The organism is Thalassotalea fusca (assembly GCF_053485835.1).
Genome location: NZ_JBQRUN010000003.1, coordinates 83,731 through 99,346, shown reverse-complemented (window position 1 = coordinate 99,346; position 15,616 = coordinate 83,731). Strand labels below are relative to the sequence as shown.

The 15,616-nt window shown below is 39.7% G+C and carries 8 protein-coding genes and 1 pseudogene; 6 read left to right on the top strand and 3 right to left on the bottom strand.

What is annotated here, in order from left to right:
• The first annotated feature begins 142 nt into the window (after nucleotides 1-142).
• From ACSLUK_RS04815 to ACSLUK_RS04805, 3 genes and pseudogenes are all read left to right on the top strand, one after another.
• Nucleotides 143-973 carry a polysaccharide pyruvyl transferase family protein gene (locus tag ACSLUK_RS04815; RefSeq protein ID WP_448547387.1) on the top strand — a complete coding sequence of 277 codons (831 nt, stop codon included), beginning with the start codon at nucleotides 143-145 and terminating at the stop codon, nucleotides 971-973.
• Nucleotides 974-1,240: 267 nt separating this feature from the next.
• A pseudogene (locus ACSLUK_RS04810) lies at nucleotides 1,241-2,224 on the top strand (acyltransferase family protein); the annotation flags it as partial.
• A gap of 216 nt (nucleotides 2,225-2,440) precedes the next feature.
• Nucleotides 2,441-3,217 (top strand): SGNH hydrolase domain-containing protein, encoded by a 777-nt coding sequence (locus tag ACSLUK_RS04805; RefSeq protein WP_448547643.1) that lies wholly within the window; start codon nucleotides 2,441-2,443, stop codon nucleotides 3,215-3,217.
• 433 nt (nucleotides 3,218-3,650) lie between these two features.
• Here ACSLUK_RS04805 and ACSLUK_RS04800 read toward each other — a convergent pair whose 3' ends face one another.
• Nucleotides 3,651-6,860, bottom strand: a complete 3,210-nt coding sequence (locus ACSLUK_RS04800) for an InlB B-repeat-containing protein (RefSeq protein WP_448547386.1) — start codon at nucleotides 6,858-6,860, stop codon at nucleotides 3,651-3,653.
• A gap of 275 nt (nucleotides 6,861-7,135) precedes the next feature.
• On the opposite strand from ACSLUK_RS04800, the gene ACSLUK_RS04795 reads away from it, so the two are divergent.
• On the top strand, nucleotides 7,136-8,557 hold the full coding sequence (locus tag ACSLUK_RS04795) for a mannose-1-phosphate guanylyltransferase/mannose-6-phosphate isomerase (protein ID WP_448547385.1): 1,422 nt from the start codon (nucleotides 7,136-7,138) through the stop codon (nucleotides 8,555-8,557).
• A gap of 19 nt (nucleotides 8,558-8,576) precedes the next feature.
• Here the strand turns inward: ACSLUK_RS04795 and ACSLUK_RS04790 are convergent, their stop codons facing one another.
• The gene (locus ACSLUK_RS04790) at nucleotides 8,577-9,788 is read right to left on the bottom strand and encodes a hypothetical protein (RefSeq protein WP_448547384.1); all 1,212 of its coding nucleotides are present in this window, start codon (nucleotides 9,786-9,788) and stop codon (nucleotides 8,577-8,579) included.
• An 8-nt stretch (nucleotides 9,789-9,796) separates the two neighbouring features.
• Nucleotides 9,797-11,359 (bottom strand): MBOAT family O-acyltransferase, encoded by a 1,563-nt coding sequence (locus ACSLUK_RS04785; protein ID WP_448547383.1) that lies wholly within the window; start codon nucleotides 11,357-11,359, stop codon nucleotides 9,797-9,799.
• Nucleotides 11,360-11,507: 148 nt separating this feature from the next.
• On the opposite strand from ACSLUK_RS04785, the gene ACSLUK_RS04780 reads away from it, so the two are divergent.
• Together ACSLUK_RS04780 and ACSLUK_RS04775 are read left to right on the top strand one after the other, a co-directional pair.
• Nucleotides 11,508-14,198 (top strand): AMP-binding protein, encoded by a 2,691-nt coding sequence (locus ACSLUK_RS04780; protein ID WP_448547382.1) that lies wholly within the window; start codon nucleotides 11,508-11,510, stop codon nucleotides 14,196-14,198.
• Nucleotides 14,198-15,613 (top strand): MBOAT family O-acyltransferase, encoded by a 1,416-nt coding sequence (locus tag ACSLUK_RS04775; protein ID WP_448547381.1) that lies wholly within the window; start codon nucleotides 14,198-14,200, stop codon nucleotides 15,611-15,613. The genes ACSLUK_RS04780 and ACSLUK_RS04775 overlap by 1 nt, the downstream gene beginning before the upstream one ends.
• Nucleotides 15,614-15,616 lie beyond the last annotated feature (3 nt).

The following is a 15,616-nucleotide window of genomic DNA, read 5'->3' as shown; positions in this document are numbered from 1 at the left end:
CAAACGGTTGGTCAATTGTACTTGAATCTGATAAATTTAACACGAACCAATAAACAAAATGATGTATTAGTAAATTCAATTAATATTAATGACTGGTGTATAACCAGACTTTCACTTACTTTTGCTATAGAAGGGAATTTTTGTGCTGTCAAAAGTTACATCTAAACTCAAAGCAGTTGCAGCTAATGAATATAGAAATCTGTTTCATCGTGCCAACACCATCAATATAAAATACTACGAGGAAACTCTTAATTGGGGTGACAAAATCAATATAGATATTATTGAGTATGTTTCAAAGAAAACAGCTTCAAACTGCCCGCTGGCACACCGCCCCCACCTATTGGGTATTGGCTCTATCCTTGTAACAGCTAATCGAAACAGTGTTATATGGGGGTCTGGCTTCTTGTCTGATAGGCAACGTGTGAAAGAAAAGCCTGCTAAAGTGTGTTCAGTTAGAGGGCCGCATTCTAGAAAAATGTTACTTGATGCAGGAATCGATTGCCCTGAAATATACGGGGATCCTGCGTTATTGTTACCTAAGTTGTATTCTCCTGAATCTCCTGTGAATAAGAAATATAAATTAGGAATCGTACCTCACTATGAGCATAAGTCACATCCGTGGATCGTAGCTGCAAGCCAGCACCCTGATGTAAAAATAATAGATATTCAAACGGACAGTTTGGAAGGGTTTATCGACGATCTACATGAATGCGAGCATATTGCTTCTTCGTCACTTCATGGGGTTATTGCTTCTGACGCGTATGGCATTTCAAATTGTAGAATTGTGCTTCATAAAATGAATTCCTTCAAATTCAATGATTATTATGCAGGAATTGGAATTGATGAATTCACCTCGCTAGAAATACAAAAAGAAACGGAATTTGATATTGACGATATAGTAGCAAACTGCAAAGTCAAGTGTATTAAATTTAGCGCCGACAAGCTCTTGTCTGCATTTCCAATGCAGTTATAATTTTTCATTGTTGTATATATTTGAGTTAACTTCCAATAACGCATTTTAAATATATGGTTATAAGGATATGAAGTTGGAGTTATCTTCTCTCTTCCAATGCACTACATTGTTATTTGTAGAGTCTTGAACTGCGGGGGTGACGACGAATATAGTATTAAGCTGGGCAGTAGTAAATGTTTACTATGCAGTATGCACTTAATCTTAAAAGAAAGTACTTGTTAAATTATCTGCTTCGGTTAATCTAGCGCTTCAATTTTTGATAACCCCGTGGACTATAGAAAAGAAGTAGATGGACTTAGAGCCGTAGCAGTACTACCTGTTATATTATTTCACGCCGGATTTGAACACTTTAGCGGCGGGTTCGTAGGCGTCGACGTATTCTTCGTGATCAGTGGCTTTTTGATAACCAGTATTATTTTGTCTGAAAAGATAAAAGGCACATTTTCTCTTGTTAACTTCTATGAACGCAGAGCGAGACGAATTATACCTGCACTATTTTTCGTTTTATTCGTCACGACTATTTTAGCTTGGGCATGGCTTACGCCTTAACATATGAAAGACTTCTCGGAAAGTCTAATCGCTGTTTCTCTCTTCTCATCAAATATTTTGTTTTGGCAGGAAAGTGGTTACTGGGGGGAAGTTAATGAACTGAAGCCATTATTACATACCTGGAGCTTGGCAGTAGAAGAACAGTACTATGTATTTTTTCCTTTGTTTATCATGTTTATGTGGTCGTTTAGAAAACGTTGGATATTAACAATACTAGTATTCATCACATTGGCTAGCATGGTACTGTCTCAATGGGCGGCAGTAAACCAACCGACTGCTAACTTCTTCTTACTCCCTACGAGAGCTTGGGAGTTGGCTATAGGAGCCAGTATAGCTTTTTATTTTGTTTATCAAGAAACTCTAGCAAGAAGACTTCTTGCAAACAGAATACTAAGTGAAATCTTTAGTAGCTTAGGTTTAATTTTAATATGTTTAGCGATTTTTACTTTCGATGAACATACGCCGTTTCCTAGCTTGTATGCCCTTGTCCCAACTTTAGGTGCTGGGCTAATAATAATGTTCACGTCAAATGAATCATTGACGGGTAAATTGCTGGGATCGAAGTGTTTTGTGGGGATAGGATTGATAAGCTATAGCGCTTATTTGTGGCATCAACAGCTATTTGCTTTTGCTAGGCATATGACCGCTGAGAAACCAGATATCATCATTTTTTCGTGTCTGGCAGTTTGTTCATTAGCGTTTGGTTATCTTAGCTGGAAATATATTGAATCTCCTTTTAGAAACAAAGCGATTTTTACGCGTAATCAAATATTCTCTTTTACGCTATTGGGGTCAGTTACATTTATCGGATTTGGACTAGTTGGGCAATCTACAGATGGTTTTATAGACAGGCTATCTGACAATGCCATAAAGATTCACTTGACGGCGAGTGACGCTAGTAAAATAAACAAACAATTAATGGGGAACACGGAGAATGTGGTGGGAGCCGTATTTGGTGACTCGCATGCGGCGTCCTTTTTACAGTCATTTGATAATGCTTTAAGTAATAAAGGACAAGGATTTAAAAACTACGTAAAATTTGGTTGCCCACCTTTTAGGGGACTTTATAGGCATGATATCGTTAGTTACCGAGACTCATGTGACACGCATTATCAAAAAGCCTACGAAGAGGTTATCGCAGACAATAGCCTTAAAACTGTCTTGTTCATTGCGCGTTTTACGTTGTATTTAGAATCAACAAGATTCGATAATGGTGAAGGGGGCGTTGAAATGGGGGTAACAAATGAAGTCATATATGATGACGTTCAATTTAAGAATGAAATTCGCCCGCTGATACGAAGAAGAGAACTGATTGCTGACAGGATGAAGTTTGATATTAATACGCTACTCAATGCCGGCAAAAAGGTTATTTTAGTTTACCCTGTACCAGAGGTAGGGTGGGATGCGCCAATTATTGGTATTCAAAAAGCCTGGCAAAATAAGAAGGAAAACATAGAAGTTTCTACTTCACTTGCTAAGTTTATTGATAGAAATTCATTCACAATCTCTGTGCTAGACTCATTCGATGAAAGCAAGCAACTGGATAGAATATACCCCCATAAGATTCTCTGTAATACCTTTGTAGAAGATCGTTGTTCGGTAATTCATGAATCCACATCATTCTATGCTGATACTAACCATCTTAGTAATGCTGGAGCGAAAATAGTTATGACCGAGATTATCAAGTCAATATAAACGAAAGAACTGTATTCAGTTGGCTGTGTCTAAAGCGGCTGAGTATCTCATTCTGGTTTGCAACGAACACCAAAAAATCTGTATATTAGTGAACGGCTTGACCGCAGTTCTCTTTTTCTTTTTGGGTTATACTGTGAGGCATGGCGTTGGCTGGAATGCAGTAGGTATAAACAGCTATTCTTTGGAACAAGACAATACCGTGCTCCATGTGGATATTGTCTATAAGCAACCACGTTCGATCTAGCTTATAAGTTAAGCGCCCTTTTTAACTCTATACCCTTTGGTTAATACAGCATTATTCTATTTGTGGCTTTATGCCGAATCGATAACGATTCTGACGACGCAAGGCTCAACATGCGCCAATCTTTATTATATATCTACCCTTGTATGTACGCTTCAGGTGATTAAATCGTACATTAATTACCTCAATAGATTATCTTGGCAATAGTAACCATTTAGGGTTACGTGAATAGGCCTCTTTAACCCTTACATTATCTTCGATGAATTGCCAAAGAGCAGGGAAATTCTCATCTTCAGTTAAGTAAGAAGCGGCGGCCATTCCTATACTGTAATAGCCATGTTCTGTATCACTTTCGTTGGCAAGCCTGTAGGTCGTAGTTGCTACGTAATCTGGATTGTAGTGTTGAAACTTGTTACTAAATGACGTGAACCACTGATTGTTTTCATCTAATGTTGGCACTACATATGCCGAAAACATAACATGGTCAATACTGCTATCTTCAAAAGGACCGGCTAATTGGTTTCCTGCATATTTCAACAAATTTTCTGATTTAAAGCCGAGCTCTTTGGTACGTCCAAGCGCAACAATAACAAAATTATGCATCCAGGGAGCAGTTGCTCTATTAACAAAATTGGTGTTAATCATCGTATCTTTCACGTAGGAAGGGCTGCTGATTCCTTCATGCCAATTTCCATTTGGAGAAGGCACTCCACTGTATGTAAACGCATGCTTTTGCACGGTGTTCTTAGCGTGATCATACAGGTCTTGAAGTTCAGGGTAACTATTAGTCAAACTAAAAAGACCTTCAAACATTGAAATTGCATTCTTTGTTAGTTGATGTAGGTACTCTTTATCTGGCATATCATCAGGCAAAATATCGTATGTATGCACTCGCGTTCTCAAATTCCAGGCTTGACCTCGAACTTCTCCAGAATACAGCGCGCCTTCAGAGCCTGTTGGACCTCGACCATATCGATACGGCTTCGCTTGCGCATTGTTGTTCCCACCAGTAAAAGCCGCAGAGAAAATCATTTCTTCCAAATAGAAATATTCTCCAGTTAACAGGTATTGAGGACTAGAAATATCAGGGTGGTGAGCTGAATCTGGGCGCCATGCGGTCTTAGCGTGCTCACCAACAAACTCGATCTTGTCGTTTTCAGGTATTTCATGCCAGTCAGGGCGAGACACCCAGTGTTTAGGTCTCGCCTTAGGAGCCATGGATACCACTTGTCCTATTGCATCAACAGACTCAGCGAAGTCAAATTTTCTGCCTGTGTCTCCCTCACGTAAATGCATCGGCCAAGCACTAGCTAGGTCGCTTTGAGTTAAAGCAATCTCTTGATGTCGCCAATCTCCAGTAAATATCCATTTTACTGTCCAAGATGGGTATAAACCTATGTCAGGTCTTCCTCCTGCGGTTGCCATAGCACGTTGCCATAATCCGCTGTCATAAATATCTTTTGGTTTATTCTCCCATTTAGCCCAATCTGATTCGATGACACCATTATCAATTATTACGCTCGTGTCAAAATTTGGGATACGTTTAGTTTTAGCTAAGTAATTCACATTGTGGTTGATGGAAATTGGCAGTACCTGGCCGCCTGACCAGCGTACTTTGGTCCAGCGAGACATCGCTTGATGAGGGATATTGGATTTCGAGTAAAATGAAAGTGAGCTATCATCGATTGATATGTCTACTCCATATGTTTGGTCTTGTAGCGTTTCAGTATTCGCATTCTCAGCTATATAGCGAACTTGATATTTATTGATTGTTGGCCAAAATGTTATATAAAACATGGGGCGTACACTCTTGTGGTGATCGTTTCCAACATCGTATATGCGATTCACACTGTGATCTCTTAACAAAACCGTGCTTGCAATTGGCCCAGAAAGCCAAGTGTCATAGTGGTCATGAATGATCATATCTCTCGCCGAAACCGTTTTTTGGCCAGATTCAGGAAAAGAAAATGACATGGACGCAAAAAGTGATGTTGAATCACTAAGCATTTCCTCTTTAGTCATTCCTGTTTCATTCATGGTAGCTTGATTTTCAAATGTTATGGCCAATGAGCTATATGCAGGAAGGTTATCAATTACAAAGCTAATTATTGCATGCTTGACACTACCATCGTCATATCGTTGTTTTACGTTGGATTGCGTTGGAATGGCTATCCCATCGATGACTGCCACAGGAAAATTAGCAATCTCACCTTTAATAAATGGTCGGCCAATTTGAATTGGATGATTTATTCTCGTTTCACCCAGTGGCTCAGTAATGAGAATGGTATTGCTTTCTTTATCGAACAAACTTTCTTTAAAGGTTACGGAAACGGTGAGCGGGCCTGACGGTGTAACTTGACAACTAATGCTTGTTGAACATTGGTTATTCCATTGCGCTAATTCATAGCCATTATCAGCGACTGCTAACAACGTTAATGGGCTGCCATTTGCTACACTAACTTGACAGTTTTGTGAACAGTTGATCGTGTCATCGCCAGTTTTTACACTACCATTGCCTTCAATGTTAATCGTTAATGTTGTCGATTGAACGGTATCAAATGTGGCCGAAACGTTTTGATGTTGCGAAGTTGAAACAATACAATTGCCATTGTTTGTGTCATCGCATCCAGCCCAACCACTAAATACTGTATTGTTGCCTGTTGGTGTTGCATATAACTCAATTGTTTCCTGTTCAGGCATAGCTAATTGACAGTCATTGGTGCATGAAGACTGTTGCCCTACGATGCCTACTTCACCTGTACCATTGCCTAGGAAGTCTAATGAGAGTGTTTTGGTATCAGATGTATCGTGGAAGATAGCAGTAATTTGAACATCGTCGTTTAAAACAATCCTACAGGTTTCGCTGGTACTACATCCAAATACAGCATCCTGCCAAGTGGAAAACTGGTAGCTTGAACCAGGAATGGCAGTCAATGTGATACGAGAGCCTGTGACATACGTATGTTGACATGATGAACCACATTGCATTGGTCTGCCATTCACTGCAACATCGCCTTGACCGACAATATGGACGTTGAGTTTGGAGGCGAATTTTTGCTCAAATATTGCGTTAACTTTTTTGTCGCCATTTATGTTCAGAACACAATTGGTGCTATTAGAACAATCACCTTCCCAACCAACAAACTCACTTTCGTCGTCTGATAAAGGTATTAGTTCAACGGTAGTGTTCTCACTTACGCGCTCAATACAAGCGCTACTACAAGTTTTTTCTAAAGGCTTAATTTGAATGCGATTGGCATTAGAATTAGATTCGACGGTTAACGTTAAATTATATTCATTGTGAAGAGGTATTTCGTTTTTCTTACTAGAATCGCTGGATTGGCATCCGGAGAAAGCGATGATACAACAAACTGCTAAAACCAATTTAGGTAATAATGCCATGAAGTGAGTAACCTATTTTCTTCCCTAGAAGACTGAATTATAGACCTTGGGTTCTTCAATAACTAGCCTTTTACCAAAGTAATTGTGTGAAATTGTTAGATTGCTCAATTATTAGATAATTACCAAATTGTTCGTATTGTACTTGGCTCATTACGCCATAAAACGCCACAGTTGTGGCAAATCATTGATAGGGGTCTAACAGACAATCAACTTTATTCATACGGTCAAATGACTTATGATTGTTGTGAAATTAAATGCCTATTAATGGAATAAACATGAATACAGCGGTTATCTTCCCAACCATTATGTGTGGTGGTAGTGGCACACGCCTTTGGCCATTATCGCGCTCATTAAATCCAAAGCAGTTCTTACCTTTAGTTAATCAAACCAGTATGTTGCAAGATACTTTGCTACGTTTACCCAGCGTAGACAATCAGCCTATTTTTATTTGCAATGAAGAACATCGCTTTTTAGTGGCTGAACAAATTCAGCAGTTGAATGATGGAATGGGAACAATTCTGCTTGAGCCTGAAGGTCGCAATACCGCACCGGCAATCGCGTTAGCTGCATTACGCGCCATCGCATCCGAGCCAAAAGCTGTGTTGCTAGTGCTAGCAGCGGATCATGTAATTGAAGATCATTCAGCCTTTCACCAAGCGATTAACGTTGGCATGACTGCTGTCGAAAAAGGCAAGTTAGTTACGTTTGGTATAGTGCCAAATAAACCTGAAACAGGTTATGGATATATTAAACGGGGGCATGAGATAGGTAATGGATTCCATGAGGTTGCTGAGTTTGTCGAGAAACCTGATTTAATGACCGCAAAGCAATATCTCGATAATGGTGATTACCTGTGGAATTCAGGCATGTTTATGTTCAAAGCAAAAGATTATCTTGCTGCATTAGAACAGTTTAGACCTGATATTCAGCTTGCTTGTAAAAAAGCCATGTCAAATACGACAGAAGATTTAGACTTTTTACGTGTTGATAAAGATGCATTTCTTGCGTGTCCTAGTGAATCTATCGATTATGCTGTTATGGAAAAAACACAAGAAGCAGCAGTTGTACCGCTTGATGCGGGATGGAATGATGTTGGCTCATATGCTGCCTTGTGGGAAGTATTGAATAAAGATGATAATAATAACGTCCTCAAAGGCGACGTGATTGCCAGAGACACCCACAATAGTTTAGTGATCAGCGATAAGCGATTGGTGTCTACGCTTAATGTGAGTGACTTGGTCATAGTAGATACGCCTGATGCTGTATTAGTAGCGAACAAGGACAGTGTTCAAGACGTTAAGCATATTGTAAATGAGCTGAAAGCGAACGGGCGCAGTGAAGCTAGTCTGCATCGAGAAGTATATCGTCCGTGGGGTAAATATGACTCTGTTGACAATGGCGAACGGTTTCAAGTTAAGCGCATCACAGTGAAGCCGGGTGCTAAACTATCGGTTCAGATGCATCACCACCGTGCCGAACATTGGATTATCGTATCTGGAACGGCAAAAGTGACTATAGACGAAAAAACAACGCTGTTAAGTGAAAATCAATCCACTTATATTCCTATAGGAGCGGTTCATGCGTTGGAAAACCCTGGAAAACTTCCTTTAGAAATGATTGAAGTGCAATCAGGCAGCTACCTAGGTGAAGATGATATTGTACGGTTTGAAGACCGTTACGGCAGAGCCGAGTCGTAATTATCTTCATGCGAAAGAATTAGAGCGTCTTATTGAGTTCAAGACGCTCTTGCAATAACACCCATTGCTCCGCTGTTGACCATAACATAGTACGTTGAGTATTTATCATGTCATCGATATTGTCTGGTGTAAGAATCACGCCGTGTTCTGTTATACGGTCGTTGCTTCTAATTGTCTCGATAATTGTTTCACCATAAGAACTTTTATAATGTGCGGGCTCCCAAAACCATAAAAGCTCGCCTGTCTGGTCAATTGCTTCAGTTGTTCTTGCATTAATTAAGCTAAAATCCCACAGATTAACTTCATCATAATGCTTACCATCTAAAAATTTCACCAATGCCCATTTCCATGCTAAAAACTCTTCCCAATACCCTGCTTGTTCTATCGCATGTAGATAACTAAAATGGTAGGGATTAATAAATAGACGGAAAGTAATGTTCTTTTCTTGGCACAGGCTTATCAGGCTTTCTAGCTGGTCAAACTTGGGTGAAGTGAATGTGGAATTGCTGGGAAATAGTATCCAGTTGCGCGAAGCCAGCTTACCCAAAAGCCAATCGAGCTTTTGTTTGTACAGTGCCTCGTATCCTTCGTACTCTATAATGTGTTTGTAGCCATTTGCGATATTAAATCCTGACGGTGTAATCGTGTTGACATAGAAATTTTGATTAGAGAAAGTATTAAATGTCGCTTGTAGGGCATCAAGAGAGAATAGTAACTGATAGGAAACCGCTAGTTTCTCAGAAAAATACGCGTACATATTATCAGTTCTCGTACGAAGGTATTTATCATAGCTTCTCTTGGAATTCGCTAAATTGAGTTGTTGTGATAATTCGTCAGGTGCGATAAGAAAATCGAGAAAGTCGATACTCATGATGATTTCTTTTAAATCAGAATTGTTTTGTATGACATCTTTAGCATAATCTATTTGCATATGGAGTTTGGCTCCTGGCAAACCTTGGTTGTATACGCTGTTAGAGGCGAAATGTTTAGAATCATGTGGTAGACCCATTTCAATACGAGAGTTTCCAACAAGCAAAACTTCGGGAGAAGTCTCAATTACACGATATGCTTTTATAATCCGCGATCTATTTCCCGCTTCGGGCTTGATTTCGTTAATCCCTTCAATGGTTGGCGACCAATACATGGCAAATGGATCAATGAACCAATTCGTTATGCCAACAATGCCAAAAATAATAAGTGCAGTCGTCAGAAGGGTTTTAATATAAGACATGTGTCATCCTAAAACTGAAAATATAAGAATTCACTAACTTGCGATAAAGTCAGAAAACCAAAGGCCAACATTGCGCCCGTTAGAATCGCCCAGTGTTTCTTGTCTAGCCATTGCAGTGAATAAGTTAGCTTTTTCGCAGGCCAAAGTGCGTTGTTAGTCTCAAATGCAATCATATTGAGTGAGGAGCGATGCTTTGAAAATATATCCTGTACAGTTGGTAATACCAAAACAATTGAAAGTAGTCCAAGAATCCAAAGCCATGACTTAATAAAGGCTGTGCCACCGATAACTGAATTACCAGAAAAGGATGCTAGGTCAACTCCAATACTCTGTGCCCTAGCGACGATGGCGTTTGGAATAAATATATCATTCATGCCGATCATGCCTTGTAAGAGGTTGATCGCCCCGTCCAGTGTTGTTGCTCGGAAAAACACCCAGCCAATGATGACGGCAGTAAAGGTGATGAACCAAGAAAAATATTTATATAAAAAGTTAGTTCCTAAATTTTTCGAAATTGGCTGTGTTATATACTGCCATGCATGATTAATGACTAAATAGGAGCCATGTAAAGCGCCCCAAATTACAAAATTCCATCCAGCTCCATGCCACAAACCGCCTAGTAGCATAGTAAGCAAAAGGTTTGAATAACGCTTCACGTTTCCTTTTCTATTTCCACCTAGTGCAATATACACGTAATCCCGTAGAAACTTAGACAGTGTCATGTGCCACCTTCGCCAGAACTCTGAGATATTGGTCGCCTTATAAGGAGAATAAAAGTTCAGTGGTAACACAATCCCGAAAATTCTTGCCAATCCAATCGCCATATCGGAATAGCCTGAAAAATCGAAATAAAGTTGAAACGTATAGGCAAGTACTCCACTCCAAGCCGCGAAGAAATCTATACTAGTACCTTGGTCTGCAAGCGAAAAGATAGGTGTAGCATATACCGCTATGCCGTCAGCGAGTACAGTTTTTTTGAATAAACCAATTGCAAAAATAGACAAGCCAATTTGTACATCATACGCATTGAGAGTGAATGCTGATTTACGTTCAAACTGAGGCAACATTTCCTTGTGATGAACAATTGGTCCCGCTATTAACTGAGGAAAAAAGGATACAAATAAGGCGTAGTGCAGGAAGCTGTACTCGTGCGTAATGCCTTTATGCGAGTCAACTAAATAAGCTATTTGTTGAAAAGTAAAAAATGAGATTGCTAACGGTAGGATGATTGTCCCTAAGTTGTAGTCTGTGCTAGCTACAGCATTAATATTCAGTACAATGAAGCCGGCATATTTAAAATAAGCAATCGCCGTTAAGTTTGTTACTATACCGAATGTTAGCAAAGGTTTGTTAGGTTTTTTCCCCAATGTTTTACCGATCCAGTAGTTAAACACCATTGAACCAACAAGCAGAATCAAATAGCTCGGATTCCACCAAGCGTAAAAAAACAAAGAGCAAGCGACTAACGTTGCAATTGCTGACTGGTTTCCCCACCTTTTTGCTGTTGTAAAAAATAACAGTAGACAAGCAGGGAGAAAAATTACAATAAATTCAAAGGAATTAAATAACACTTATTTCTTCCATGATCTTTCGATATCATTTCCGATATTTTACTTATTGTGCTTGTAAATGTCTTGAGAATATTTGGTGTAAGTGATTCGATTGTTGAGTCGTTTTTATTTAAGTCGCAAAACATATAGTGCATAGAGGCTTTTTCAAATGTTATTCGTTGAACAATTTGAGTTGTATAATGACAAAGTTGCGTTCTATTTGGCGGATGGTCGCCAAGTAACTTATCGTCAGTTATTACTCAAATTGCAGTCTAGTGCCAGTGAATTAGGCACAACAAAAAAGCTTGTGGCAGTGGAGTGTAGTAATGAAATTGAATCTGTCATTGCATACTTAACTGCGCTATACGCAAAACATCCTGTACTACTAGTGGCAGAAGGTACTTGTTCTTCTCAAAATCAAATTCTTGATACCTTCAAGCCTGAAATGGTATTTAGCAAGAACAGTGCAGGGAAATGGTGTTGGCAACAGTGTCATAACGAAGTAAGTCAATATCATGAAGATTTATGCATTTTATTGTCAACTTCAGGAACAACGGGCAGTGCCAAACTCGTTCGTTTATCACAACAAAACATCCAATCGAATGCCTTAGCAATTGCTGAATATCTCAATATAGATAGTGAACATACGGCGATAACTACACTGCCTTATCATTATTCTTATGGCATGTCGGTCATCAATTCACATTTAGCGGTTGGTGCCAGTATCGTCTTGACCAATGACTCTGTTACAGATTCATCATTTTGGCAATTGGTAGAAAAACACCAAGTATCAAGCCTTGCTGGCGTGCCTTATACGTTTGAATTGTTGGAAAAACAAGGGGTTCGCGAGAAACATTACGCATCACTTAAGTACATTACGCAAGCTGGTGGCCGATTACCAATGCCACTAGTAGAAAAATACACGCAATGGGCAGAGGCAAGCGATAGTCAGTTTTATGTTATGTACGGGCAAACAGAAGCAGCTCCTCGAATTGCCTATGTTCCGCCAGCTTTGCTTGCCGAAAATGGTGATTGTATTGGGAAGCCTATTCCGGGTGGTCAAATTGAACTTCAAGATGAAAATGGGAGTTTCATTACTGAGGAAGATACGGAAGGCGAATTAGTCTACTACGGTGAAAATGTCATGATGGGGTACGCAACCGAAAAAAGCGAGTTGCAACTGCCATCTGGCGATAACATTTTAAGAACGGGCGACTTGGCCGTTCGTAAAGCCAATGGCCTATTCAAAATCGTCGGACGAAAAAGTCGGTTCTGTAAACTATTTGGTTTGCGTATTAGCTTAGATGAAGTTGAGGCTGAAGTTCATCGCCTTGGTATATCTTCGGTCGTTGTAGGGAATGATGATTTTATTACTGTAGCGGTACTTAAAGCAGGTGAGGAGCTGAGGATTACAGAATATCTTGCGACTAAGTACAAGCTTAATGTTGAATCATTTATTGTCATGACGTTTGACGAATATCCGTTGCTACCATCAGGTAAAGTTGATCAACGAAAAATACTGTCATTGGCTGCTGAATCTAGACAAAATGATACGAGCTATGAGTCATTACTCGCTGCTTACCAAAAAATTATGAACAACCCTGAAATTGTCGAAACCGATAGTTTTGTTGGCATTGGCGGCGATTCGTTATTTTTTGTCATGGTGTCAATTGCCGTAGAAGAATATATCGGATATTTGCCTGAAAACTGGGAAGGGACGAGTATTTGCGAGCTAGAAGCGCTTAAGAATAATCAAGCCCTTGCTCAGCCTGAAATTAGACGACCTACCGCCATTCTTAGTATCGTCTTGATATGTTTGTCGTTGATCTTTGGGGAAGTATTTCTACAGTCGTATATTTACTATAAAACGGGAAGGAGTGCGCTTGCATTATTAACTGATCAAAGTGCGAGAGTATTTAATGAAGAGTTAGGGATCTTTACCTATCGTCCAAATTTACAGCTCAAAGATGCCAAATCTGATGCAATCACGATGAAAATAAATAAAGTTGGCCTGCGCAGCGAACCTATTCCGGAGAATAAGAACGATACGCGTATCGCAATATTAGGTGCATCTACCGTCGCTGGCGCATACGCAAAGAATAATCAAAGTACATTCCCTGCATTGTTTGGTAAATATCTGCAGGAACAAACAGAAGGAAATGAAAGCTTTCATGTGATTAATGCGGGTATCGAAGGACATACACTAGTGCACACCAGCAAACTTTTTGATGGTGTAGTGTCTCAACTTAGCCCTGATGTAGTTATGTTATATCCCGGTTTTAACGATATTTCATTGTTGTGCCGTGCCATGTCAGATTCAGAAAAACCTGCTTATATAGGTATCGACTACCCTACGTTGCCTACGTGGGTAGAAACCAAGAGCATGATACGTAAAAATACTACTCAGCTAAGAGCAAATAATACTAGTGAGGCTAATTTATTAGCGTTAAGTGATGTGGATGCTGGGGTATATGGTAATCGCGTACGTGAAATTATCACCTCGATAAAATCCCAAGGCATACAGCCTGCATTGATGACTGTATCTCGCGCTTACGCAAATACAGATGAAGCAGTGGCGAATAGCTTTTTAAAAGATTCTTTGTATTACTATAGTTGTCTGAATGCCGAAAGCTTAATGGCAATTGGTGATATGTATAATGAGCAAATTAGGTTGGTAGCGAAAGAAACGAACACACCGTTATTTGATTTGGCCAAGGTCATGGCAGGGGGACGCAAATACTTTGTTGATGGGAGTCATTTTACCTACGAAGGTGAGCAATATGTCGCGCGCTTTCTCTTAGATCAATATCGTCAGTTACACCCGTATAATCAGTTGAATATTGCACAGGAGGACAAGTAATGTCTATAACGTCGTTTTCTTTCTTCTTCCTGTGCTTGTTTAGTTTTTTTGTTTGCCAATTCACTAATAAAAACAGTACTAAAAAAGCCTTCTTACTATTAATTAGTTACTACTTTTATATGACCATTGATTGGCGATTTGCAGGTATTCTTCTGGTGCTGACCTTGGTTAATTATTTCGCAGGCCATGTGATTAAAACCAGCGTTAACCAGCAAGTACGTAGATTTGCGCTCAGCTTGGCCATTATTTTTAGCCTAGCGGTTTTATTTTACTTTAAATATCTCGGCTTTTTAGTTGAATCATTATATGAGCTATTGTCTGGTTTTGGCTTAGAAGGCAGAAGCCCATTTGTCGATATCATTTTACCGATAGGCATATCGTTCATGACGTTCCAGTCAATCACTTATCCGCTGGATTTGTATTCTGGAAAGCTAGAGAAGAAAAGCTCATTCGGCGACTTTGCGCTATTCATGTCTTTTTTCCCACAGTTGTTATCTGGCCCTATTGTTCGGGCATCATTCTTCATGCCGCAGTTAGAGCACAATCACAAAGGCAGTGGACAGGAACTCATGGAAGGGGCAACACTTATTTTGCGAGGACTCATTAAAAAAGTCGTCTTTGCTGATATGTTAGCGGTACAACTGGTAGACCCGGCTTTTGACGATCCAACCTCATTTTCCTCCGTTTTTCTTATCATTGCCTTGATAGCTTATAGTTTTCAGGTGTACATGGATTTGAGTGGTTATACTGATATTGCCATTGGCGTTGCTCGGTTATTTGGCTACCGTTTGCCTATCAACTTTAATCGTCCTTATCAAGCCACGAGCATAGCTAACTTTTGGCAACGTTGGCATATCACCATGTCTTCATTCTTTAGGGATTATTTATATGACGCGATCGAAAAAGCCAAGTTCGGTAATATTTATACGAATCTACTGATCGTATTTGTGGCGATTGGTATTTGGCATGGTGCAGGACTAAACTTTGTTGTTTATGGCTTGATCCATGGTAGTTTGGTTGGCTGGGAGCATTTTCGTAAACAGCAACGTGATAAACAAGGGTTACCACCAATTATTTATCGCGGCGTCGCGTTAGTCACGAGAATTGCGGGTATATTCACCATCATTATATTAACGCGACTGCTCTTTAGAGGGGATGGTTTATCAGCGTGTGCCCAGTATTTTCAAGCCATATATCAGAACTTTACCCTCGTGTCCGAGCTGCCTATAATGGCACTTGTATTGCTCATGTTGTCAGCGGTATTACACTTTTCACCTGTTAGGTATCGCGATCAGTTGATGCAAAAAATGACACGAACACAACCGCTGATTTATGCGGGCGTGTATACCAGTGTTGTTTATATTTTGGTTGCGTTTAATCAAGATGTTGCCACATTTATTTATTATCAGTTCTAGCTA